Annotated in this window: 23 protein-coding genes and 1 riboswitch; of the genes, 17 read left to right on the plus strand and 6 right to left on the minus strand. The window is 69.5% G+C overall.

Features of this window, described 5'->3' with window-relative positions:
- Positions 1–11 precede the first annotated feature (11 nt).
- From ACIBL3_RS03950 to ACIBL3_RS03975, 6 genes are all read left to right on the plus strand, one after another.
- Positions 12–779, plus strand: a complete 768-nt coding sequence (locus tag ACIBL3_RS03950; RefSeq protein ID WP_396351656.1) for a RibD family protein — start codon at positions 12–14, stop codon at positions 777–779.
- A gap of 99 nt (positions 780–878) precedes the next feature.
- Positions 879–1,736 carry a DUF3152 domain-containing protein gene (locus tag ACIBL3_RS03955; RefSeq protein WP_396351657.1) on the plus strand — a complete coding sequence of 286 codons (858 nt, stop codon included), beginning with the start codon at positions 879–881 and terminating at the stop codon, positions 1,734–1,736.
- A 61-nt stretch (positions 1,737–1,797) separates the two neighbouring features.
- The gene (locus ACIBL3_RS03960) at positions 1,798–2,625 is read left to right on the plus strand and encodes a hypothetical protein (protein WP_396351658.1); all 828 of its coding nucleotides are present in this window, start codon (positions 1,798–1,800) and stop codon (positions 2,623–2,625) included.
- Positions 2,622–3,284, plus strand: coding sequence for an alpha/beta fold hydrolase (locus ACIBL3_RS03965; RefSeq protein WP_396351659.1), 663 nt, complete (start codon positions 2,622–2,624; stop codon positions 3,282–3,284). The genes ACIBL3_RS03960 and ACIBL3_RS03965 overlap by 4 nt, the downstream gene beginning before the upstream one ends.
- 22 nt (positions 3,285–3,306) lie before the next feature.
- Positions 3,307–3,419, plus strand: a riboswitch (TPP riboswitch).
- Entirely contained in the window at positions 3,413–4,741 is a 1,329-nt protein-coding gene (locus tag ACIBL3_RS03970) for a purine-cytosine permease family protein (RefSeq protein ID WP_396351660.1), read from the plus strand. It overlaps the preceding riboswitch by 7 nt.
- Positions 4,742–4,767: 26 nt before the next feature.
- On the plus strand, positions 4,768–5,448 hold the full coding sequence (locus tag ACIBL3_RS03975) for a class I SAM-dependent methyltransferase (protein WP_396351661.1): 681 nt from the start codon (positions 4,768–4,770) through the stop codon (positions 5,446–5,448).
- A gap of 134 nt (positions 5,449–5,582) precedes the next feature.
- On the opposite strand, the gene ACIBL3_RS03980 is transcribed toward ACIBL3_RS03975, so the two are convergent.
- Both ACIBL3_RS03980 and ACIBL3_RS03985 read right to left on the minus strand, forming a co-directional pair.
- Positions 5,583–6,149 (minus strand): methylated-DNA--[protein]-cysteine S-methyltransferase, encoded by a 567-nt coding sequence (locus ACIBL3_RS03980; RefSeq protein WP_396351662.1) that lies wholly within the window; start codon positions 6,147–6,149, stop codon positions 5,583–5,585.
- Positions 6,142–6,636 carry an RNA polymerase sigma factor gene (locus ACIBL3_RS03985; RefSeq protein ID WP_396351663.1) on the minus strand — a complete coding sequence of 165 codons (495 nt, stop codon included), beginning with the start codon at positions 6,634–6,636 and terminating at the stop codon, positions 6,142–6,144. Before ACIBL3_RS03985 ends, ACIBL3_RS03980 begins: the two co-directional genes overlap by 8 nt.
- Positions 6,637–6,913: 277 nt before the next feature.
- On the opposite strand from ACIBL3_RS03985, the gene ACIBL3_RS03990 reads away from it, so the two are divergent.
- Genes ACIBL3_RS03990 through ACIBL3_RS04010 form a run of 5 tightly spaced genes read left to right on the plus strand, consistent with a single transcriptional unit; the run spans position 6,914 to position 11,399 of the window.
- The gene (locus ACIBL3_RS03990; protein ID WP_396351664.1) at positions 6,914–7,480 is read left to right on the plus strand and encodes a flavin reductase family protein; all 567 of its coding nucleotides are present in this window, start codon (positions 6,914–6,916) and stop codon (positions 7,478–7,480) included.
- Positions 7,473–8,534, plus strand: coding sequence for an ABC transporter substrate-binding protein (locus ACIBL3_RS03995; RefSeq protein WP_396351665.1), 1,062 nt, complete (start codon positions 7,473–7,475; stop codon positions 8,532–8,534). The genes ACIBL3_RS03990 and ACIBL3_RS03995 overlap by 8 nt, the downstream gene beginning before the upstream one ends.
- Positions 8,531–9,370, plus strand: a complete 840-nt coding sequence (locus ACIBL3_RS04000) for an ABC transporter permease (RefSeq protein ID WP_396351666.1) — start codon at positions 8,531–8,533, stop codon at positions 9,368–9,370. Before ACIBL3_RS03995 ends, ACIBL3_RS04000 begins: the two co-directional genes overlap by 4 nt.
- Entirely contained in the window at positions 9,346–10,062 is a 717-nt protein-coding gene (locus ACIBL3_RS04005; RefSeq protein ID WP_396351667.1) for an ABC transporter ATP-binding protein, read from the plus strand. Before ACIBL3_RS04000 ends, ACIBL3_RS04005 begins: the two co-directional genes overlap by 25 nt.
- Positions 10,059–11,399 (plus strand): LLM class flavin-dependent oxidoreductase, encoded by a 1,341-nt coding sequence (locus tag ACIBL3_RS04010; RefSeq protein WP_396351668.1) that lies wholly within the window; start codon positions 10,059–10,061, stop codon positions 11,397–11,399. The genes ACIBL3_RS04005 and ACIBL3_RS04010 overlap by 4 nt, the downstream gene beginning before the upstream one ends.
- Before the next feature lie 20 nt (positions 11,400–11,419).
- On the opposite strand, the gene ACIBL3_RS04015 is transcribed toward ACIBL3_RS04010, so the two are convergent.
- Positions 11,420–12,406 (minus strand): zinc-binding dehydrogenase, encoded by a 987-nt coding sequence (locus ACIBL3_RS04015; protein WP_396351669.1) that lies wholly within the window; start codon positions 12,404–12,406, stop codon positions 11,420–11,422.
- 121 nt (positions 12,407–12,527) lie between these two features.
- On the opposite strand from ACIBL3_RS04015, the gene ACIBL3_RS04020 reads away from it, so the two are divergent.
- The 3 genes from ACIBL3_RS04020 to ACIBL3_RS04030 all read left to right on the plus strand — a co-directional run bounded on the left by ACIBL3_RS04020 (position 12,528) and on the right by ACIBL3_RS04030 (position 15,283).
- Entirely contained in the window at positions 12,528–13,382 is an 855-nt protein-coding gene (locus ACIBL3_RS04020; protein ID WP_396351670.1) for a glycerophosphodiester phosphodiesterase, read from the plus strand.
- Positions 13,383–13,758: 376 nt separating this feature from the next.
- Entirely contained in the window at positions 13,759–14,175 is a 417-nt protein-coding gene (locus tag ACIBL3_RS04025) for an ATP-binding protein (RefSeq protein ID WP_396351671.1), read from the plus strand.
- A 139-nt stretch (positions 14,176–14,314) separates the two neighbouring features.
- Positions 14,315–15,283, plus strand: a complete 969-nt coding sequence (locus ACIBL3_RS04030; RefSeq protein WP_396351672.1) for a DUF5926 family protein — start codon at positions 14,315–14,317, stop codon at positions 15,281–15,283.
- Positions 15,284–15,713: 430 nt separating this feature from the next.
- Here the strand turns inward: ACIBL3_RS04030 and ACIBL3_RS04035 are convergent, their stop codons facing one another.
- Positions 15,714–16,931 (minus strand): arginine deiminase, encoded by a 1,218-nt coding sequence (locus tag ACIBL3_RS04035; protein ID WP_396351673.1) that lies wholly within the window; start codon positions 16,929–16,931, stop codon positions 15,714–15,716.
- A gap of 260 nt (positions 16,932–17,191) precedes the next feature.
- Here ACIBL3_RS04035 and ACIBL3_RS04040 point away from each other — a divergent pair, with 260 nt between their 5' ends.
- The 3 genes from ACIBL3_RS04040 to ACIBL3_RS04050 are packed head-to-tail and all read left to right on the plus strand — an operon-like array spanning position 17,192 to position 19,872.
- Complete coding sequence (locus tag ACIBL3_RS04040) at positions 17,192–17,980, plus strand: glycosyltransferase (RefSeq protein ID WP_396351674.1); 789 nt, start codon at positions 17,192–17,194, stop codon at positions 17,978–17,980.
- Entirely contained in the window at positions 17,977–19,542 is a 1,566-nt protein-coding gene (locus ACIBL3_RS04045; RefSeq protein WP_396351675.1) for a glycosyltransferase 87 family protein, read from the plus strand. The genes ACIBL3_RS04040 and ACIBL3_RS04045 overlap by 4 nt, the downstream gene beginning before the upstream one ends.
- Positions 19,543–19,551: 9 nt before the next feature.
- Positions 19,552–19,872, plus strand: a complete 321-nt coding sequence (locus ACIBL3_RS04050) for a cupin domain-containing protein (RefSeq protein WP_396351676.1) — start codon at positions 19,552–19,554, stop codon at positions 19,870–19,872.
- 15 nt (positions 19,873–19,887) lie between these two features.
- Here ACIBL3_RS04050 and larC read toward each other — a convergent pair whose 3' ends face one another.
- Both larC and larB read right to left on the minus strand, forming a co-directional pair.
- Positions 19,888–21,195 (minus strand): nickel pincer cofactor biosynthesis protein LarC, encoded by a 1,308-nt coding sequence (gene larC, locus ACIBL3_RS04055; RefSeq protein WP_396351677.1) that lies wholly within the window; start codon positions 21,193–21,195, stop codon positions 19,888–19,890.
- Entirely contained in the window at positions 21,192–21,911 is a 720-nt protein-coding gene (larB, locus tag ACIBL3_RS04060) for a nickel pincer cofactor biosynthesis protein LarB (RefSeq protein ID WP_396351678.1), read from the minus strand. The genes larC and larB overlap by 4 nt, the downstream gene beginning before the upstream one ends.
- Between the last annotated feature and the right edge of the window lie 10 nt (positions 21,912–21,921).

A 21,921-nucleotide genomic window follows, 5' to 3' on the forward strand; every position in this document is an offset into this window, starting at 1 on the left:
GAGGGGCTGTGATGCGGGAGCGACCGCGCGTGGTGGTCAGTGTGGGAGCCAGTGTCGACGGGAAGGTCGCGCTCACCCGGGACGCGCTGCTGATGCACCAGCCGAGCTCAGATCTGTGGAGCGCGATGACGCCGCACGCTGCCGATCCGGTGCCGCTCGACATGCTCGATGTGCTCCGGCAGCAGTACGGCTGCAACGCAATCCTGGAGGGCAGCGGCAGCCTGGTCGCCGAGGACGAGATTCCCGAGGAACTGCCCACGTACGACGGTGACACCGCCGACCTCTACCAGCACTACCTCCCACCGGACATCACCGGACAACCGTCCCCGCCGCACAACTGGTTCACCGTCGTCGACAGCCGCGGGAGGGTGCGCTGGACCGAGAGACATGAGAACTGGGACGCGCTGGTCCTGGTGGCGCGGTCGACCCCGGCCGACTATCTCGGCTATCTCCGACGGCAACGGATCTGCTACCTCGTTGTCGGCCAGGAGCGTGTCGACCTGGCCCAAGGGATCGCCTCGATGGGCACCGAGCTCGGCGTCACCTGTGTGCTGTCGGCCGCGGGCGGTGGACTGAATGGGGCTCTGTTGCGGGCAGGCTTGATCGACGAACTCCACCTGACGCTGCTGCCTGCTCTCATCGGCGGGCTCGGCACGCCGTCAGTGATGGACGGGCCGCCGCTTGAAGTAGGTGAGGCTCCGACCCGACTGGAGTTGCTGTCCGTACACACCGATACCGGCGGCTCCGTTCGCCTGCACTACGCCGTGGCCGAGAGCTGACCGCAACCTCCAACCGGCCTGCGCCTTTGGTTCGTTTGTGGTGGACGGGATGGAACTGGGGTTTCGGCAGGTGGTGGGGGGTGGGTAGGGTGAATCGTCATGACCATCCGGCGGAGCGGCCAGCGGGCGGATGCGCCTGCTCGGAAGCGGCGGGGTGGGCGGCACACTCGGAAGAAGTCGTACAAGGCGCAGTGGTTTTCGGTGACTGCTTTGGCGGTGCTGGGGACTGTGGTGGTGATGCACCCGGAATCGGCGAACCGGCGGAGTTTGGCGGCCGAGGTGGTCGCTGGGGTGGCGGCTTCGGCTACTGAGATGCCGGTGAGTGTGGTGACGCCGACTCCGGTGGCGACGCCGACGCAGAAGTTCACCACCCCGCAGCGTCCGGCTCCGACGTTGACGCGGCCGCCGAAGGCGTCGAAGCCGAACTACTCGGTGTCCACCGGGAAGCTCGCCGTCGTGCCGGGGTTCGACAAGGCGACTGGGATTCGCGACAAACTGACCTACCGGGTCGAGATCGAGCAGGGGCTGTCGGTCAACGGCGCCGCGGTCGCGCAGATCATCCACAAGACGCTGACCGACGGGCGTGGGTGGCAGGCGATTCACCCGGTCAGCTTCGAGCGGACCGACAAGGTGGACGCCGATCTGCGGATCATCCTGGCGACGCCGACGCTCACCGACAAGCTGTGTCTGCCGCTCGACACCGGTGGTGAGGTGTCCTGCCGGGTCGAGGACCGGGTCGTGCTGAACGCGAAGCGCTGGATGTACGCGATCCCGGCGTACTCCGGGAACGTCGCGCTCTACCGCAACTACCTGGTCAACCACGAGGTCGGGCACGCGCTCGGCCACGGCCACTCCACCTGCACCAAGGCGAAGACGCCGGCGCCGGTGATGATGCAGCAGACCAAGGGCCTGGCCGGCTGCCTGCCCAACGCCTGGCCGACCATCAAGGCGACCTGACGCTGCAGGACCTGAGCGAAACCCTCGTTCGTGAGAGGCTGGGTGCCGAGGGGAGGCAGCGATGTCGTCACAGGATTTCCCGACGTACGGCCGCGGTGAGCAACCGGAGCAGCCGGCCGAGGAGCACCACTACGCCCCGCCGACGCCGTACGGCGGCAGCAGCTACGGCGCACCGCCTCCCGGCCAGCAGCAGCCAGACGCCTACGCCCAGCCACAGCCCTACGGCTCCCCACCCGGCCAGTACGGCGCCCCGCCGCCACAGGCACCGCCCGGCGCGTACACGCAGCCGCCCAACTACCGCCCCGGCAGCCCCTACGGCACACCGGCGCATCCCCAGCAGCACGAGCTGCCGAAGTACGGCCGGGAGCTGCCGGTCGCACCACGTGATCCGCGCGCGGCTCGCGTCGTACTGCTCGCCACGATCGTCGCTGCCGTCTATGGCCTGCTCGTTCTCTCGGTCCAGCGGGTCGCCCTGCGCGAGATCTCGCAGGCTCCCGGCTCACCGCTGAACCACCCGCTCCGCACGGACGTGATCGACACCATCGGCCAGTTGCTTTTGCTCCTGGTCGGCGTTGCCGCGATCGTGATGTGGATTCGCGACGTACTCGCCCGCCGCAAGGTCGGCCGCGAGATCGAACCGATCGAGCTGGGCGGTCTGCTCCTGGTCGGGGTGTCGCTGGTGCCGATCCTGATCTGGGCGGGGATGGTGTTGTCGACCGGCATGGGCGCCATCGACGACTCGCTGGACCGGCTGCCGACGGCGTACGGCTGGGGCGGGATCGGCCTGCTGATCCTTGCCCTCGGCTTCCTTCTCGGCTACCGCGAGCTGAAGCCGGACGTGTCCAACCCGGTCGTCCAAGGCGCGCCGGCCCGCCCGCCCTGGGAGTGAGCATCCCGATCGTCCTGGTCCCGGGCCTCGGCCTCGGGCCCAAGTCGTACGCGCCCACGGTCGAGTACCTGACCACGCCGTACCGGATCGTCACCCTGCCCGGGTACGGCGAACCCGCCGGACGCGGCGACGACCTTCGACCACAAGCCCTGGGCACGGCGGTCGCCGACAAGATCCGGGAGCGGTCGGTGCTCGTCGGGCACTCAGCCGGCTGCCAGGTCGTCGTCGAGACCGCGGTCGCCTACCCCGAGCTCGTCCACGCCCTGGTCCTGATCGCGCCGACCGGGGACATCCGCGCGGCGAGCTGGCCGGACCTGGTCGCCCGCTGGCTCGGATCGGCCGTCCCGGAGTCACCCCGCCTGATCCCGGCGCTCGCTCCGCAATACGCGCGTACGACGTTGTCCACAATCGCCCGCGCGGTCGAAGCGGCCCGGCACCACGACCTGGCCGGGATCATCACCCGGGTGCAGGCCCCGATCGTGATCGTGCGGTGCCGGCACGACCACCTCTCGCCGGCCGAGTGGACGGACCGACTGGCCGAGCTCACGCACTGTGAGTCCCGCACGCTGCCGACCGGCTCCCACATGCCGGTGCTGACCAACGGTCCCGAGCTGGCCGCTCTCATCCAGCGGGCAGCGGCTGCGCCGACCCAGGCCTGAAGCGCTATCGTTGACGCGGTAGCAAAACCGATGCGGGAGCTCGCACGACGCGCGGGCTGAGAGGGCGACGCGGGGTCGCCGACCGCCTGAACCTGACCGGGTAATGCCGGCGTAGGGAGCGGGTCACCATGACCAGTACTGCTGTTCGTCCTGCCAAGCGGACCGAGGCGCCGCTCGTCCTCACCACGGACGCGCCGCGCACCCTCGGCTTCTTCGACCAGTTCACCCTTTGGGGGAACCTGGGCATCTCGCTGTTCGGCCCGGTGACCGGTGCGCTGGTCGCGGCGTACACGGGCTCGCTGGCCCAAGGTCTGCTCGCGGTCGTGGTCGGCTGCGGGATGGGCGCGCTGGTGCTCGGTGGTGCGGCCGTGTTCGGTTCGCAGACCGGGGCGCCGGCGATGGCCTGCCTGCGCGGTCTGTTCGGGCGGCGCGGTTCGATGGCGCCGACCGTGCTGAACATCGCGCAGAACGTCGGCTGGGCGACGATGGAGATCATCGTCATCTCGCAGGCCGCGGTGGCGGTGACGAGTGAACGCTGGCGGTGGCTGTTCGTCGTACTGGCCGGAGTGATCGCCACGGCGATGGCGGTCCGGCCGCTCGGCAGCGTGAAGCTGCTGCGCAAGTTCATGGTCTGGCTGGTGCTGATCGCGTCGGTCTACCTGTTCGTGCAGGTGCTCAGCAAGCCGGTGCAGGACCTCCCGCAGGACGGCGTCTTCGGCTTCTGGCCGGCTGTCGACCTCGCCGCCGCCGGTGTGGTGTCGTTCGCGCCGCTGGCCGCCGACTACACCCGGCACTCGCGCACCAACAAGGCGGCCTTCGCCGGATCGTCGCTCGGCTACGGGATCGCGGCGATCGCGTACTACGCCCTCGGTGTGTTCGCGGTGGCGACGCTCGGGACCAACAGCACCGACGTGATCACCGCGCTCGTCACGCTGCCGGCTGGTGCGATCGCGCTGCTCGTGCTGCTGGTGGACGAGGTCGACGAGGCCTACGCGAACGTCTACTCGACCACGATGGCAACGCACAACCTGGTCGGCCACATCGACCGGCGCTGGATCTCGATCGCCATCGGCGTGATCGCCACCGGCCTCGCCCTGTTGGTTGACCTGGGCAACTACACGCAGTTCCTCTACCTGATCGGCTCGGTCTTCGTCCCGCTGTTCGCGGTCGCGATCGCCGACTTCTTCGTGGTCAGCAAGATGAACTGGGACGTCTCCGGTACGGCGCGCTTCCGCTGGCAGCCCGCGGTCGCCTGGCTGATCGGCTTCGTCGCCTACCAGCTGGTGAACCCGGGCACGGTGAAGGGCTGGTCGCCGTTCTGGACCGACGTCCAGCAGTGGCTGTTCAACCACCAGCCGGTGCCCACCTGGCTGGGGGCGACGTACACCTCGATCATCGTGTCGATGCTGGCCGCGGTGCTGCTCGGACGGATCGGTCGCCGACCGCTGGACAACTGACCCGGAGTAACCGGGATACTTGCGCAATGCTGAACTCCGCACTGCGCAGCCGGGCCGAGTACGCGGAACTGGGGGCCGACGGACTGGCCGCGCGTACCACGCCCGAGCGGGACGCGGCGACCGTGAAGGCCGTCGAGGAACTGCTCCAGGGCAGGGAGTCGGTGCTCGACCTGTGCTGCGGGTACGGCCGGATCGCGCTGCCGCTGCGCCGGGCCGGGAAGGTGGTGCGAGCGCTGGACATCTCGCCGAACCTGATCGAGGCCGGCCGGGCGAGGGCGGCCGAGGAAGAGCTGCAGGTCGACTGGGCGATCGGCTCGATGACCGACCTGCCGTACAAGTGGGACGCGTTCGACGCGGTGATCTGCCTGTGGACCGCGTTCCACGAGCTGTTCGCCGAGGACGAGCAGGTGTCCACGATCTGCGAGATCTCCCGGGTGCTGAAGCCGGGCGGGCTGGCCATCATCGAGGGCCCGGTCTGGGGTCCGGCGACCGCGGCCGAGATCGCCAACGGGATGCGTCAGGGGCCGGAGCACCGGATCGTCACCACCGAGCACTTCGGCACCAGCAGCGTGCACTTCATCCACGACGAGGCCAGCTACGGGCGCCTGTGCGCGAAAGCCGGAATCGAGGATTACAAGGTCTACAAGCGGGACTGGGGCGGCCGCCGCCGGCTCATCCTGGAGATTCACCAACCCGGTAATGCCTGACGCGTCAGGGATTTACCGCGCCGAGCCCGGAGCCCTTCCAGACAAGGGAAACAAGAAGCAGATCCCCACTCCACACTGGGGATCTGCTCCTTTGTCGGTCGAGTGTAAATGCTTTCTCGCCGACGCGTGAAACGTCAGTTTTTTGCTTCGAGATTCAGCAAGAATCGCTTCGCGTCCAGCCCGCCGGCGTACCCGGTGAGCGCGCCGTTCGCGCCGATCACCCGGTGGCACGGCAGCACGACGCAGACCGGGTTCGCGCCCAGTGCCGTGCCGACCGCGCGGGCCGCCTTCGGCCGATCGATGTCGCCGGCGACCGCGCCGTACGTCGTCGTGCGCCCGTAGCTCGTGTACGACGGTAGGTCGGTCAGCACGAGTCGCTGGAACGGAGTCGCCAGCGCGAGATCCACCTCCAACTCGAACTCGTGCCGTCGTCCGGACAGGTACTCGTCCAGTTGGCGCCGTACGTCGTCCAGTGCCCGGGGCAGCCGCAGTACGCGCGGGGACACGGCCTTCGCGAGGCGGTTGGTCATGGTCTCCTCGTCGCCGAAGGAGCTCGCCACGACGCGGCCGTCGGCGACCGCGAGCAGCATGGTGCCGATCGGGGTGTCGTGCAGGGTGTAGGCGACGTCGGCGGCCGGGAAGACCGGGGGCTTGAGGTCAGGTGCGGTGAGCCGGGCCAGCCGGCTCTCGAGGTCAGTCATCGTTCACTCCGAGTTTGGTGCGCAAGGTCGCGAGCGCGTCGCTGACGAGTCGCCGCGACGCGGCAGGCGTCGTGTCCAGGGCGGCGGCCACGCCGTGGTGGTCCAGATCGCCGACGTACTTGAGCGTGACGGCGAACCGCTGCCGTTCGGGTAGCTGGTTGACGGCGTGCCAGAGGTCGGGGTCCGGCCAGTCCGCGGCCTCCGGGCCGGCGACCGCGATCGGCGGGGCTTCGTCGAGAGGGCTCTGTGGTTTTCGGGCCCGGTGGACGTCGGTGGCGCAGCGGGCCGTGATGGTCAGCAGCCAGCTGCGGAGGTTCTTCGCCGAGGTGAGCCCGGGGTAGGCGGCGAAGGCCTTCTCCCAGGCGCGCTGGGCCACGTCGTCGCCGTCGACCGGCCCGGCCAGCGCGCGCGCCAGCCGTGCCACGTCCTGCCAGTGCGCGTCGACGAGCGCCTGGAACGGCGGCAGCGAGACCTTCTCCGGAGCCATCACGCCAGTAGAACGCATCAGCCCCTGGGGATGTGAGTCCGGATCCCGAGATTGTGCAGTTACTCAGTAGACTTTAGTGCGAAGATTGCTGACATGACGACGACCTTGCTCACCCGCCGTCGCGTCATCGATCTTCTGCGGACGGCGAGCGCCACCTGTCGGTGACCCTGTCACCCGTTGTCCCGGCGGACCCCCGCCGTACGAGGCCTGTCTGAAGCCGCCTCCACACCCCGTCCGGCCGTTGCCGGTCGTCCCTGCCCCGTTCCGAGGGAGAGACATGTCTGTACCTGCCTTGAACCGTCCTGCCCTGGCCGTAGTTCCCGACCGCCTGGAGGAACGGACCGTCGACGCCGACGTCTACCGGTCCGTCTTCCGTCGCCACGCCGCCGGCGTCGTGGTGATCACGGCGGACGCCGGCCACGGGCCGGCCGGATTCACCGCCACCTCACTGGTCTCGGTCAGCCTGCTGCCACCGCTCGTCTCGTTCGCCATCGCCACCAGCGCGTCCAGCTGGCCGACCGTCAGCAAGGCCGACAGCCTGGTGATCAACTTCCTGTCCGCCGACCAGCATTCCATCGCCGGCCGGTTCGCCACCAGTGGCATCGACCGGTTCGCCGAGCCGACCCGCTGGTCCCGGCTGCGCACCGGCGAGCCGGTGCTGGACGAGGCGCCCAGCTTCCTGCGCGCCCAGGTCGAGCACCGGTTCGCCGTCGGCGACCACTACCTGGTCGTCGCCCGCCTGACCACCCACTCCGAACGGCGTGAGCACGATCCGTTGCTGTACCACGACGGCCGCTACGCCACCGCCACCCCTCACTCGAAAGCCGCTGCCCATCATGCCTAGGTTCCGCACGTTCGCCGTACTCACCGCAGCAGCCGCCACCCTCGCACTGGTCGCCGGTTGCGGCGGTGACGCCGAGGCCGGAGGTGGCGGCTCCGCAAAGCTCGCCCTCGACGCCGCGCTGCCGACCACCGTCCCGGACGGCGCCAAGATCGTCGTCGGCGATCCAACCACCCAGAAGGCGCTCGAGCTGTCCGGCCAGATCGACAAGGTGTCGACGTTCGTCCAGTTCGCCAACCTCAGCGGTGGTCCGCAGACCACCGAGGCGTTCCGGGCCAAGGCGCTCGACGTCGGCTCGGTCGCGGAGATCCCGCCGATCCATGCGACCTGGACCGGTCTGCACGTCAAGATCGTCGCCTCCAAGTTCCGCCAGGACGCGCTCGCGCACCCGATCTACCAGCTCGGCATCGCTCCGGGCACGACGGTCAAGACTCTCGAGGACCTGCGCGGCAAGAAGATCGCCTACAGCCCCGGACAGGCGCAGGGCGCGCTCGTCCTCAAGGTGCTGAAGAAGGCCGGGCTGACCAAGGAGGACGTCAAGCTGGTCGAGCTGCCCAGCACCGGTGACGTGTACTCGCAGGCGCTGGCCGGCAAGCAGGTCGAGGTCGCGCCGATCGGCGGTGTCCAGATCAAGCGCTACCTGACCAAGTACGGCAAGGACGGTGCGACCACGATCCAGCACGGGCTGCGCGACGACGCCGGTCACCTGTACGTGGCGACCGAGTCGCTCGAGGACCCGGCCAAGGCGGCCGCGATCCGCGCGTACGTCGCTGCCTGGGGTGTCGCCCAGGAGTGGATCGACAAGCACCCCAAGGAGTGGATCGCGGGGTACTACGTGAAGGACCAGGGCCTGACCGAGGCCGACGGCCAGTGGCTGGTCGAGAACGCCGGTCACCCGGACATCAGCGCCGACTGGAGTGACGCGATCCAGCGTCAGCAGGAGACGATCGAGTTGCTCGCCAAGGAGACCGGCAACCCGGTGATCCAGGCGAAGGACCTGTACGACCTGCGCTTCCAGACCGTCGCCGCCGACGCGATCAAGGGAGCCGCCAAATGAGTGCCACCACGCTGCCCGGCCTGCGCACGAAGGAGGTGACCGGGGCTCCCGTCGTACGACGTCGCCGGCTCGGACCGGGGAAGCAGATCAAGGGCGGTGCCGTCCTCGGACCCATCCTGCTGCTGGTGATCTGGAGCATCGGCTCGGCCACCGGCGCACTGGACCCACGGGTGCTGTCGGCGCCCTGGACCGTGGTCACCACCGCCGGCGACCTGATCGCGGACGGGCGGCTGCAGACGAACCTGTGGACCTCCACCCAGCGGGCGTTCGTCGGTCTCGGCCTCGGCATCGTGCTAGGCGTCGTACTCGCGCTGATCTCCGGTCTTTCCCGGCTCGGCGAGGCGGTCCTGGACGGGCCGATCCAGGTCAAGCGGGCGATCCCGTCGCTGGCCCTGCTGCCGCTGCTGATCCTCTGGCTCGGCATCGGCGAGTCGATGAAGATCGTCACCATCCTGCTCGGCGTCTTCGTGCCGATCTACATCCACACCCACAACGGCCTGCGCACGATCGACGCCCGGTACGTCGAGCTCGCCCAGACGGTCGGGTTGTCGCAGTGGGACTTCATCCGCCGGGTGGTGCTGCCGGGCGCGCTGCCCGGGTTCCTGCTCGGACTGCGGTTCGCCGTCACCGGTGCGTGGCTGTCGCTGGTCGTCGTCGAGCAGATCAACTCCACCAGCGGTATCGGTTACATGATGGAACTGGCCCGCACGTACGGGCAGACCGACATCATCATCGTCGGCCTGGTCCTCTACGGCATCCTCGGCCTGCTGTCCGACGGCACCGTCCGCCTCATCCAAAGAAAGGCCCTCTCATGGCGCCGAACCCTGGACTCCTGACCGCTGCCGTCCAGGTCCGGGACCTGGTACGGCGGTACGACGATCGCGCTGTCCTGGACGGTGTCGACTTGGACATCGCGCCTGGCGAGTTCGTGGCGCTGCTCGGGAAGAGCGGATCCGGCAAGAGCACGCTGCTGCGGGCCCTGGCCGGGCTGGACTCGGGCGTCGACGGGTCCGGTGAGCTCGTCGTACCCACGAACGTGTCCGTGGTCTTCCAGGACTCGCGGTTGTTGCCGTGGGCACGGGTGCTGGACAACGTCGTACTCGGGCTGGGCGCCGCCGACGACCGCGGTCGGGAGAGCCTCGCGGAGGTCGGGCTGTCCGGACGTGAGAAGGCGTGGCCGAACGAGTTGTCCGGCGGTGAGCAGCAGCGGGTCGCGTTGGCGCGGTCGCTGGTGCGCGAGCCGGAGTTGCTGCTCGCGGACGAGCCGTTCGGCGCGCTGGACGCGCTGACCCGGTTGAAGATGCACGTGCTGCTACGGAAGCTGTGCGCTGCGCACCAGCCCGCCGTACTGCTGGTCACGCACGACGTCGACGAAGCGATCGTGCTGGCCGACCGGGTGATCGTGCTCGACGAAGGAAAGATCGTCGCTTCCGAGCAGATCTCGTTGAGCACCCCGCGCAGCCCGTCCGACCCGGGGTTCGCCGCCGTTCGGACCCGACTTCTGGATGCACTGGGGGTTTCGTTGTGAGCAAGCACCTGCACCTGAACGCGTTCCTGATGAGCACCGGGCACCACGAGGCGTCCTGGCGGCTGCCGGAGAGCAACCCGTTCGCGAACACCTCGGTGGCGCACTACCAGCAGCTGGCACAGATCGCCGAGCGCGGGAAGCTCGACTCGATCTTCTTCGCCGACTCACCCGTCCTGTTCGGGGACGTCGGACGCCGTCCGGCGGGCTCGCTGGAGCCGACGGTGCTGCTCACCGCGATCGCCGCCGTGACCTCGCGGATCGGGCTGATCGCCACCGCGTCGACGACGTACAACGAGCCGTTCAACCTGGCCCGGCGGTTCGCCAGCGTGGACCACGTGAGCGGCGGGCGCGCGGGCTGGAACGTGGTCACCACGGCGGGCCCGGAGGCGGCGAAGAACTTCAACCTGGCCGACCAGCCGGCGCACGCCGAGCGGTACGACCGGGCCGCGGAGTTCCTCGAGGTCGCCTACAAGCTGTGGGACTCCTGGCAGGACGACGCCCCGATCGCCGACAAGGAGGCCGGCGTCTGGGCGCTGAACGACCGCGTGGTGCCGATCGACCACGTCGGCCGGCACTTCCAGGTCCGCGGTCCGCTCAACCTGCCGCGGTCGCCGCAAGGGCACCCGCTGATCGTCCAGGCCGGTTCGTCCGAGGACGGGAAGGGGCTGGCCGCCCGGTACGCCGAGGCGGTCTTCACCGCGCAGCAGACGCTGGCGGACGCGCAGGACTTCTACCGCGACCTGAAGGCGCGGACGGCCGCTCTCGGACGGGACCCGGACACGATCAAGATCCTGCCGGGGATCGTGCCGGTGATCGGCGGGACGGTCGAGGAGGCGTCGCGGCTCGAGCGTGAGCTGGACGAGCTGATCCGGCCCGAGTACGCGCGCCTGCAGCTGGCCCGGACGCTGCGGGTCAAGCCGGAAGACCTCCCGTTCGACCAGCAGTTGCCGGCCGACCTGCCGGACGAGGACGAGATCGAGGGCGCGAAGAGCCGCTACACGCTGATCGTCACGCTGGCGCGGCGGGAGAAGCTGACCGTGCGCGAGCTGATCGGCCGGCTGGGCGGAGGCCGCGGCCACCGAACCTTCAGCGGTACGCCGGAACAGGTCGCGGACGCGATCCAGGAGTGGTACGACGCGGACGCGGCCGACGGGTTCAACATCATGCCCGCCGTGCTGCCGTCCGGCCTGACCGCCTTCGTGGACGAGGTCGTCCCGATCCTGCAGCGTCGTGGCCTCTTCCGCACCGAGTACGAAGGCACCACGCTGCGCGAGCACTACGGTCTCGCCCGGCCTGCCGGGCGCAGCACCGCCTCGTTGCAGGAGGCAACCGCCTGAGCCGGCCCGGGTCGGTCCTGTCAGGTGGCAGGGCCGACCCGGACCACCAGCTTTCCGACCGCGGCGCCGTCCTGCATGATGCGGTGCGCCGTGCCGATCTCGTCCATCGCGAACACCCGGTCGATCCGGATCGGAAGCTTGCCGTTGGCCACCAGATCGACGTACCGCTGGAACGCGTCCGCGGGCAGGTCACTGCTCTCCCCGCCGTACGCCGTCAACCGGACGCCGTTGGGCAGGTAGCCGATCGGGTAGAAGTCCGGGATCGTCCAGTGGTCGCTGAGCATGCCAGTGAAGCACACCGTGCCGTGGATCGCGGTCGCCTTCAGCGTGTCTGGCAGGACGTTGGTGCCGATCAGCTCGAGGGCCGCGTTCACCCCGTCCGGCACGATCTCCCGGACCTTCGCGGCAACGTTGCCGTCGTCAACGATCGGGTGGTCGACGCCGAGCTCGCGGAGTACGCCGGTCCGCTGCGGATTGCGGGTCGTCGAGAAGACCGTCAGGCCGTGGTCCTTCGCGATGGCCGCGGCTGCCACTCCGACGGACGACGTACCGCCGCGGATGAGCAGCGTCTGACCGGGCTCGATCGCGAGGCCGGTGTGCAGCGAGCCGTGGGCCGTCTGCAGCATCTCGGGCAACGCGCCGAGCGCGGCCCAGTCCAGGTCGGTGTCGACCGGGATGACTGATGGGGCCGGTACGACGGTGTACTCGGCGTACCCGCCGTCGTGCTCGCGGCCCATCCCGCCCATCATCGCGACCACCTGCTGGCCGGGCTCGAACTCGCCACCGGGAGCCACGTCGACGGTTCCGGTCGCCTCGATGCCGGGGATGATCGGGAACCGGGCGTTGGTCGCAAGGCCGGCGCGAAGGTGGTACTCCGAGCGGTTCAGGCCGAACGCCTCCACCTTGATCCGCACCCAGCCGGGACCGGGGTCCGGCACGGGCACCCGCCGTACCTGCATGTCCTCCGGCTCGCCGGGACCGTCCAGCACCACCGCCCGCATCTCCATGCGCCCATCCTCGCCATTGCGTCAAGCGCCGAGGTTGCCTGGATCCCGGGTGAGCAATCGTTTTCCACCATCGGCGTGCCCGCGTGACTTGGCGACTTGGGCGCGTGACAGAGTTGGATCTATGGGGAGACGCCCAAGCGTGGTGGCCCATCGCGGCGCGAGTGACATCAGTCCCGAGCACACGCTGGCGGCGTACCGCCGGGCGGTCGAGGCCGGGGCGGACGGGCTCGAGTGCGACGTCCGGCTCACCTCCGACGGACACCTGGTCTGCGTGCACGACCGCCGGATCGAGCGCACGTCCAACGGCCGTGGCGTGCTGTCCACGATGAGCCTGGAGGAGCTGGAGGCGTTCGACTGGGGTTCCTGGAAGAACCCGTGGGCCGACCTCGACGAGGACGCCGAGCTGCCGAGTCCCGACGTACGGAAGGTGCTGACGCTGGACACGCTGCTGTCCACCGTCCGCGACGCCGGCCGCCCGGTCGAGCTGGCGATCGAGACCAAGCACCCGACCCGGTACGCCGGTCTGGTCGAGCGCCGCCTGATCGAGGCCCTCGACCGCTACGGCTGGGCGCATCCCAAGGTCGGCACCGAGTCGCCGGTCCGGGTGATGAGCTTCTCGTGGCTGTCCCTGCGCCGGCTGCGCACGATGGCGCCGAGCCTGCGGACCGTCCTGCTGATGGACCGCGTCCCACTCCGCTTCCGCGACGGCTCGCTACCCATCGGAGTCTCCTACGCGGGCCCGAGCCTGGAGATCGTGACCGCGCACCCGGAGTACGTCGACCGCGCCCACAAGCACGGCCACCAGGTCCACGTCTGGACCGTCAACGCGGACGCCGACGTCCGGCACTGCCGTGACATCGGCGTCGACGCGATCATCACCGACCGACCCGAGGCCGCACTGCGGACCCTCGCCGTTCCCCCGACGCCGCCGCTCCCCTCGTACACCTTCCCCCCAAAACGCCGCCCGCGCCCCTGATCGCCGGCACAACTCCCGGGGGCTTGAACACCCTGCCGGGGGCGAGGACGGGTCATTTCCTGTCTCCGGGCCCAATGCACTGTTCAAGGCATCGACGCGGCGACGGAGTGTGACACTCGCCGTGTGATGTGTCGGGTTTGTGTCATGGATTCGCTGGGAAGTAGGTCACTAGGGGTGAGGATCGCGTGGTGCGGCTGGGTAGCGGGGTGAATGCGAAGTGTTATTGCAACGTTCAATTCCGTCGATTTCGTCTCGGTTTCTTGGCTAAAACTGTGATCTTCGCCGGTGGTATGTAACGGAATACACGCTGGTGTTTTCCCAGGCTGGAACGTGGGCAGAAGTGCTAATGGCTGTTCCGATGATGAGGAGACCCTGCTTGTCCTCTGCGACCTTGCCTGCCGACGTGAGCGTGATGGACGTCGTACTGCCGCATGAAGTGTCCGCGGTAGCGGATGCCCGTCGCCGTCTGGCCGCCTACCTCAAGCGCCTCCGGGTCGCCGAAACCGCCCGTGACGACGCCCAGCTCGTCCTCTCCGAACTGCTCTCGAACGCGATCCGCTACGCACCGCCACTGCCCGCCGGTGAGGTCCGCGCGGCCTGGTGGATCGACAAGGCCGGTATCCACGTCGAGGTGACCGACGGTTGCGGTGACACCGAGCCACAGCGGATCAGCGACGCCCACCCCGAGTCGATCGGCGGCCGCGGGCTGGCCATCGTCGACATCCTCACCTCCAGCTGGGACGTCCGCACCACCTCGAGCCACCGCACCGTGCACGCCGTCATCCCCAGCTGACCCTCGTCGGGTCCGGCTCGCCGGGTTCCAGCACGCACCGATCACCTGCGACGGGGCCTGGTGCCCGCACCGCTGGTCGGCCGTGGGTGCAGGTCGGCGGGTTGGCTGTCGGGGGTGCGGGGCTGCAAGACTGCGGGGTATGGGAAAGAAGTCGCGGCAGCGCGCCAAGAACACGACGACCGTCACGCTGGATCCGGCCGACCTGGTCGATGTCGGGCCGCGGGAGCCCTGCCCGTGCGGGTCGGGCAAGCGCTTCAAGCAGTGCCACGGCCGGGAGCGGGCGCAGGCGGCGGACACGTTCGTGGTGCGGCCGTTCGAGGGCCTGCCGGCCGAGTGTGACCTGATCGCGTTCCGGGAGATCGTCCCCTCCGGTACGGCGGAGGTCGTGCTGACCGGCGAGAACGCCGGCAAGGTGGTCAACCTGGTCACCCTGCTGCCGATGGCGATGCCGGGCCTGGTGCGCGACGACGAGTCGATCTGGATCGGCCTGCAGACGCACGCGTCGTCCGGCGACCCGAGCCGCGACCTCGGGCACGCGATCACCGCGGCGCTGACGACCGAGCCGGGCAACCCGATCCAGCTGGGCGACCTGCTGAAGGACGGCCCGCGGCTGCAGGACCTGATCGACACCTCGAAGCCGATCGAGGTGAAGGTGCACGAGGGCTTCGACTTCTGGATCGGCGAGAACGTCGAGGACCCTACCGGTGAGGTCGCCGCCGGCCTGGAGCGGGCGAACGCCGCCGCGGCCCCGACCGTCCGTCTCGAGTCGGTGGACGCGGCGTACTGGACGCAGATCGGCGACCGACGCTACCTCCGCTGGGTGATGCCGCACACCGAGGACACCCTGCTGGACGCCCTCGCCCGTTTGCACGCCGCCGGCGCGTCCGCCCTGACCGAGGGCAGCCGCCTCATCGGCTCCTTCCGCGCCCTCGGCGTACTCGCCCCCGTCTGGGAACTCCCCGCCGACACCGAAGCCGCCGACGTCGAAAAGCCCGCCGCCGACTTCGCCGTAGCCCTCGAGAAGGCCCTAGCCACCGAGGCCCCCCTCACCACCGAACAACGCGCCGCCCGAGCCGGCCTCTCCAGCCGCCAACTAACCATCCGCTAACCACCCCCACCGCCCGGGGCCCCCGGCCCACCGCTGGCGGGTTGTGTCACCGATAGCCGGTTGCAACCCGCGAGCGACCACAAACCCCGCCAGCGGCGCAGGAACCCGCCGGCGGCCGGGATGCCGGCCGCCTCAAACCCGCCAGCGGTCGTAAGCCCGCCAGCTGCCAAAGAACCTGCCGACGGTCGTCGGACCTGCCGGGGGTTGCAGCTCGTCGGCGGTGACGAAGCTGCTGGTGGTGCCCACGGGGGAGGCTGGTGCCTGCTACCGAGTGGGGAACGTGGACGGCCCAAGTCCTGCTGACGGGGGAGCAACAGGGCCTGGGCCTAGGCATGAAGAGTACTCAGATTGGACTTCCGCCACAAGCCCCGATTTCACTCCGCGTGTCGTAGGGCTTACCGGGTCAGTCCAGTACCCCCTCCGGCCACGCTCAGCCTGCCGTGAGTGGGGCGCGCAGAACCGGGCAGGACATGCACCGGGGACCACCGCGACCGGAGCCCAGCTCCGACCCCGAGATGCGGATGACCTCGATCCCGGACTCCTCCAGTCGCGCGTTCGTCTCCACCGTCCGCTCGTACGCGATACACACCCGTGGAGCGAGCGCGAGGGTGTTGTTGCCGTCGTCCCACTGCTCACGTTCGGCGGTGACGGGGTCTAGACCAGTGTCGATCCGCCGGAGCGTGTCGATGCCGAGCGCCTTCGCCGCCGCGACCAGGAACGGCTCGGGCTCCGCGACGTGCAACTGGTCCCCGTCCGTGGTGACCGCGTGCGCCCGCATCTCCTCCGCCATGTTGGGATACATGAGTACGGCGTCGACGTCGACCATCGTGCAGACGGTGTCGAGATGCATGGTCGCGCGCTGCTGCGCAATCGGTACGGCGAGCACCGTGTGCACCAGCCCCTTCGCGAAAACGCGCCGCGCCAATCGCTCCACTCCTGCAGGAGTGGTCCGCTCGCCGACCCCGACGGCCAGCACGCCCGGACCGAGCGCGAGAACGTCGCCGCCTTCGACGTGTTCGAGCTGGTGGTCGTACACCTTGCCCGCGCCGGTGAACCGTGGATGGAACCGGTAGATCAGCTCGGTCAACTGGGTCTCGCGAACCCGCGCCGGCATCGCCAGCGAGGTGACCGCGACCGAGTCCCGGATCCAGACACTCGAGTCCCGGGTGAACAGCAGGTTGGGCAGCGGATCGATGAGGAAATCCTCGTGCTCCAGCAAGGACGTGACTAGACCACCTGCGCGAACCTCGTCGTTCCGGACGCCGGCCATCAGCGCCTCGGCCAGGCGCCCCGGATCGAGGTCGCTGAGGGCCGAGCGGAGGTAATCCCGCAGGGTGTCACCGAGCCGGAGGTCCTCGGTGGTGCCGGTGACCGCGACCGAGCGAGCCTCGGGGTCGCTCAGCGCCTCGGTGAGCAGCTCGCCGAGGTAAAGCACCTCGACGTCGCGATCGCGCAACGCCTGGGCGAACGCGTCGTGCTCCTCCTGGGCGCGGCCGACCCAGGGGATGCCGTCGAAGAGCAGCTTGTCGTTGTTCCGCGGAGTGAGCCGGCGCAACTCGTTGCCCGGCCGGTGCAGCATCACTGTCCGAAGCGGCCCGACCTCGCTGTCGACGCCGTACGCCTTGCCGACTCCCTGCGTCTCGGTCATCTGCCTGTCCCTTCTCCGGTCGTCCCAAATCCACGCTACGGCAGCCGCGCCCGGATGCCGCTCAATCTGTCTGATTGTCCGACAATGTGCCTCAACCGCCAAACCTCGGCGGCCCGGCTGCGGACTCTCACCAGAGAAGATGCCGTGATCGGCGCCCCGGCCTCCCGGGTTTTCCACAGGTCGTACGAAAGAACGAGATATCCACAGTCGCCCGGAACTGACGAGGTCGATCGGCTGCGGAGGAACTAGGCTGCGGTGCTGTGTCCGGTCATGACCTGCCTTCCGAGCCCTTCGAGCGCGCCGTCGCCTGTGTGATCCCGGCGAAGGACGAAGCGGAGCGGATCGCGGCCACGGTGGACGCGGTGCACAAGATCATCGGGGTGGACCTGGTCGTGGTCGTCGACGACGGCTCCGCGGACGGTACGGCGGAGGCCGCCGAGCGCGCCGGCGCGGTCGTGGTCCGGCACGAGCGGAACCGGGGGAAGGCGGCGGCAATGGAGACCGGAGCGGCGGCGGTCGCGGAGCGGGACGGCGCGCGAGCGCGGCACCTGCTGTTCCTCGACGCCGACCTGACCGACTCCGCGACCGCGGCGGCGCCGCTGATCGAGCCGGTGCAGACCGGCAAGGCGGACATGACGATCGGCACGCTGCCGGCGCAACTGCGGGCGGACGGTTCCAAAGCGGGCGGGCACGGGTTCGTGGTCCGGCTCGCGCGCGCCGGGATCGAGGAGGCGACCGGCTGGGCGCCGGAGCAACCGCTCTCCGGCCAGCGCTGCCTGACCCGGGTCGCCTTCGACGCCGCCGTACCGCTCGCCGCCGGCTTCGGCGTCGAGACCGCGCTGAGCATCGACCTCGGCCGCAAGGGCTTCCGCATCCTCGAGGTGCCGATCGACGTCAAGCACCGGGCAACCGGCACGGACCTGCGCGGCCAGCTGCACCGCGGCCGGCAGTTCCTGCACGTCCGTCGTGCCCTCGCCGCTCGCAGCGCCCTCCCGGAGACCGGAGGTCCGTCGCTGCGCAGTCTGATCCCGCGGAAGCCCGCGCGATGAGCACCGACACAACTGACCTCAGCGCCGACCCCCGACTCGCCCAGCGGTACGGTCGCGGCGCGGTCGCGCTCTACCTGGCCTGTACGGCGCTCATCGTGGCTGTCGGCCTGCTCGGCCCGTCCGTGGTCGTGCTGACCCTGACCAACCCCCACTCGTGGCTGCCGTCGTACTGGTTCGACAGCAAGCCGAACGACTGGCTCGTCACGATGATGATCTACGTCGCCATCCTGCTCGGCGGGTACGGCGTCTACCTCGCGACCAAGGCTCTCAAGCACGGCTGGGCCCCACGGGTCGACCGCTTGGTTGCCCTAGGCATCGGTACGACGCTGGCCATCACGCTGGTCCCGCCGATGGCCTCCGGCGACGTGCTGATCTACGCGGCGTACGGCCGGATCATGTCGCTCGGCGGCGACCCGTACACGATCTCCCCGGCGGACACGATCCGGCTCGGGTACGACCCGGTGATCGCGGCGACCGAGCGGCCGTGGCAGGGCGCGAAGAGCGTCTACGGCCCGATCGCGACCTGGGTGCAGTGGCTCTCGTCGCTGATCGGCGGCGACTCGGCGCAGCTGACGGTCTGGATGCTGCAGCTGTCCGTCGCGATCAGCCTCATCGTCACCGGTCTGGTGCTGCTCAAGCTGGTCGGTCCCAACCTGCCGAACCGTCGGCGCGTGGTGATGCTCGGGCTGGCCAACCCGTTGATCCTGTGGACGGTTCTCGCCGGTGCGCACAACGACGCGATCGCGGTGATGTTCGCGGTGATCGCGCTGTGGCTGTTCCGGCGGCACGTGTTCTGGGCGGGCATCCTGATCGGCGTCGCGGGCTGCACCAAGCTGTCGATCGGGCTGGTCGGTGTGGCCATGCTGTGGGCGCTGCACAAGGACCGGCGGAAGGCCGCGATCTTCTGCGGCGGCGGTGCGCTGGCGATGGGCGGTCTGTACGCCTTCGTCGGCTTGCAGGCGTTCCAGCAGGCCCGGTCGCAGACGTCGTTCATCTCGACCGGCACGCCGCACAAGGTGCTGCTGAGCTTCTTCACGTTGTTCCTGCCGAACGGGCTGGTCCGGACCGTGCTGGCGATCCTCGCGTGGGTCGGCCTGATCGTGGTCGCGATCCTGCTGTCCCAGGTGTTCCCGAAGTCGCTGGTGCCGCAGTCGCATCCGGACGACCCGACGCCGGCGGCGATCCGGTACACCGCGATCTACGCGATCGCCTGGATCCTGACCGCGATGTACTCGCTGCCCTGGTACGACCTGATCGCCTGGGTCGCGCTGGCAGCGGTCGCGGCGTCGAAGGTGGACGGGCTGATGGTCATCCGGACCACCATGCTCGCGATCGCCTACGTCCCCGGGCGAGATCCGAACGCGCGCCAGGTGGCGGCCAGCCTGTCCGACTCGCTGGAGTGGTTCAGCGCGCGCCTGCGCGACACGATCTGCCCGGCCATCGAGCTCGCGGTCCTGATCGGCCTGATCGTCTGGGCCCGTCGCGGCGGCGCCCAGTGGTGGCCGTACGACTGGCCCCGCCGCAGACAGAAAGCCGTGCCGGAGAAGGCTGAGGCGCACTAGTCTCACCGGATGCAGAAACTGGTGGGGGCAGGCGACTTCGTGCGCCGCGAGCCGAACGACTTCGTGGTGCACCTGAACAACGAGTCGATGACCGTGGGGACCTACTCGATTCCGGCCGGCGGTGTGGACGATCAGTTGCCGCATCGCGAGGACGAGATCTACGTCGTGACGGCCGGCCGGGCGACGTTGGTGACGCCGGGGCTGACCACCCCGGTCGGGCCGGGTGACGTGCTGTTCGTCCCGGCCGACGAGGAGCATGAGTTCACCGACATCACCGAGGGTCTGGCGCTGCTGGTGTTCTTCGCTCCTCCCTACACCGGTCGGCCGTAGCTCGGGCGTTGGGGCTCAGCGCCAGAGCGGTTCGGCGGCGGCGACGGCTCGGGCGAGGACGGCCTTGACCGGCTGCTTCAGCTCGGCCGCGGCTGCCACGACGTCGTCGTACTCGGGCTGCACGTTGACGACCTTGCCGTCGTACCGGGCGATCTTCACGCTGATCCGCTGGCCGTCGACCTCGACCGTGGTGAACTCGCGGTCCGCCGCGTGCTTGCTGATCGGGAACTCGCGGAGTCCGATCGCGGTCGTCTCGGTGAGGATCATGCGGCGGACCGCGTCGGCGTTCACGCCGCTGACCAGGACCGAGAGGGTGTGGGCGGGCCGGCCCTTCTTCATCAGGATCGGGGTCAGCCAGGCGTCGGCCGCCCCGGCCTCGAGCAGGCGGGCGAGCGTCTGCGGCCACAGGCGCGGGTCGAGGTCGTCGACATTGGTCTCGTAGACGAGCTCGGTGGCCGGGCGGTCGGTGGTCTCGCCTACGACGACGCGGACGACGTTCGGCACCTCGACCGGATCGCGGCCGCCGGCGCCGACGCCCGTCCGGGTGATCCGCATCGGCGGGATCATCCCGAACTCGTCGGCCAGCGTCGCGAGCAGCGCGGCTCCGGTCGGCGTGGTCATCTCGTACGGCGCGGTGCCGCCGACGACCGGCGCACCGGCCTCGGAGAGCAGATGCAGTACGGCGGGACCGGGCACCGGAATGCCACCGTGTTGACCGCGCACCTGCCGCCCTCCACCGAGCGCGATCGTCGACACCACCACCCGCTCCAACCCAAGCGACACTGAGGCCGCCGCGACCCCCACGATGTCCGCAATCGCATCCAGCGCACCCACTTCATGAAAGTGCACCGCATCCGGCTCCACCCCATGAGCCGAAGCCTCAGCCCGAGCCAACCGCGCAAACGTATCCAACGCACGCGTCCGGACCGCCTCCACCAGGTCGGCCCGCTCGAGCAACTCCCGCACATCAGCCCACGCCCGAGTCGGCGGATGAGCATGCCCGACCGACTGCTGTCCCCCGGAGGGGTCGAGGTCGGAGGAGTGGGAGGGAACCGAGTCCGCCTCAGCGTGTCCGTGCCCGTGCCCGTGCCCATGGCCGGCTTCGGGGATGGTTTCGGGGTGGGGGGTGCCTTCTACCCGGACGGTGGCTTTGGTGGCGGCTATTTGGTGGCGGGATGTCCGTTCGGTGGTGACCGACAAGGACGGGTCTACGGCCGCGACGGCTGAGTTCACGAACGATGCGTCGGCGCCGGCGTCGAGGAATGCGCCTAGGAGCATGTCGCCGGAGGCGCCGGCGGAGCAGTCGATCCAGGCGATCCTCACGGGTTCTCCTTGGTTTCGCGTGGGGCCGAGCGACGCGCCACGCGGGCCGCGAAGACGCCGGCCCCGAAGCCGTTGTCGATGTTCACCACGGTCACCCCGGGCGCGCACGAGTTGAGCATCCCGAGCAACGCCGCGACACCACCGAACGAAGCGCCGTACCCGACCGACGTCGGTACGGCGACCAGCGGTACGCCGACCAGCCCGCCGATGACACTCGGCAGCGCCCCCTCCATGCCCGCGACCACGATCAAGCAGTCCGCAGCGTCCAACCGCTCCCGGACGCCCATCACCCGGTGCAGCCCGGCCACGCCGACGTCGTTGATCACATCCACTTCGGCCCCGAAGACCCGAGCAGTGGTCACCGCCTCGGCCGCCACCGGCGCGTCCGACGTACCCGCCGCCACGACGGCCACCGTCCCACGCCGTACGGGCGGCTCACCGAGCACCGCCGTACGGCCGACCGGATCGATCACCGCGGTCGGCAGAGCGGCCGCAACGGCCTCCTGCGCCTCCACGGTCAGACGGGTCGCCAGTACGGCGTGAGTCGGGTGAGTGGCATGCAGCGTGCGCAGTAGTTCCACCACCTGGACGGGTGTCTTGCCGGCGCCGTAGACCACCTCGGCATCGCCGGTGCGCTCCAGCCGGTCGGTGTCGAGCCGTGCGTATCCGAGGTCGTGGACGCCCGGCTGTGGACCGGGATCAGGCAAATGTGTCACGTCGTGAATC

This window comes from Kribbella sp. NPDC050124 (assembly GCF_044460355.1).
Taxonomy (GTDB): domain Bacteria; phylum Actinomycetota; class Actinomycetes; order Propionibacteriales; family Kribbellaceae; genus Kribbella.

Excerpts from the sequence above, each read along its gene's own strand:
- ACIBL3_RS03950 (WP_396351656.1), top strand. The coding sequence starts at position 12 with ATGCGGGAGCGACCGCGCGTGGTGGTCAGTGTGGGAGCCAGTGTCGAC.
- ACIBL3_RS03955 (WP_396351657.1), top strand. The coding sequence starts at position 879 with ATGACCATCCGGCGGAGCGGCCAGCGGGCGGATGCGCCTGCTCGGAAG.
- ACIBL3_RS03960 (WP_396351658.1), top strand. The coding sequence starts at position 1,798 with ATGTCGTCACAGGATTTCCCGACGTACGGCCGCGGTGAGCAACCGGAG.
- ACIBL3_RS03970 (WP_396351660.1), top strand. The coding sequence starts at position 3,413 with ATGACCAGTACTGCTGTTCGTCCTGCCAAGCGGACCGAGGCGCCGCTC.
- ACIBL3_RS03975 (WP_396351661.1), top strand. The coding sequence starts at position 4,768 with ATGCTGAACTCCGCACTGCGCAGCCGGGCCGAGTACGCGGAACTGGGG.
- ACIBL3_RS03980 (WP_396351662.1), bottom strand. The coding sequence starts at position 6,149 with ATGACTGACCTCGAGAGCCGGCTGGCCCGGCTCACCGCACCTGACCTC.
- ACIBL3_RS03985 (WP_396351663.1), bottom strand. The coding sequence starts at position 6,636 with ATGGCTCCGGAGAAGGTCTCGCTGCCGCCGTTCCAGGCGCTCGTCGAC.
- ACIBL3_RS03990 (WP_396351664.1), top strand. The coding sequence starts at position 6,914 with ATGTCTGTACCTGCCTTGAACCGTCCTGCCCTGGCCGTAGTTCCCGAC.
- ACIBL3_RS03995 (WP_396351665.1), top strand. The coding sequence starts at position 7,473 with ATGCCTAGGTTCCGCACGTTCGCCGTACTCACCGCAGCAGCCGCCACC.
- ACIBL3_RS04000 (WP_396351666.1), top strand. The coding sequence starts at position 8,531 with ATGAGTGCCACCACGCTGCCCGGCCTGCGCACGAAGGAGGTGACCGGG.
- ACIBL3_RS04005 (WP_396351667.1), top strand. The coding sequence starts at position 9,346 with ATGGCGCCGAACCCTGGACTCCTGACCGCTGCCGTCCAGGTCCGGGAC.
- ACIBL3_RS04015 (WP_396351669.1), bottom strand. The coding sequence starts at position 12,406 with ATGGAGATGCGGGCGGTGGTGCTGGACGGTCCCGGCGAGCCGGAGGAC.
- ACIBL3_RS04020 (WP_396351670.1), top strand. The coding sequence starts at position 12,528 with ATGGGGAGACGCCCAAGCGTGGTGGCCCATCGCGGCGCGAGTGACATC.
- ACIBL3_RS04030 (WP_396351672.1), top strand. The coding sequence starts at position 14,315 with ATGGGAAAGAAGTCGCGGCAGCGCGCCAAGAACACGACGACCGTCACG.
- ACIBL3_RS04035 (WP_396351673.1), bottom strand. The coding sequence starts at position 16,931 with ATGACCGAGACGCAGGGAGTCGGCAAGGCGTACGGCGTCGACAGCGAG.
- ACIBL3_RS04045 (WP_396351675.1), top strand. The coding sequence starts at position 17,977 with ATGAGCACCGACACAACTGACCTCAGCGCCGACCCCCGACTCGCCCAG.
- ACIBL3_RS04050 (WP_396351676.1), top strand. The coding sequence starts at position 19,552 with ATGCAGAAACTGGTGGGGGCAGGCGACTTCGTGCGCCGCGAGCCGAAC.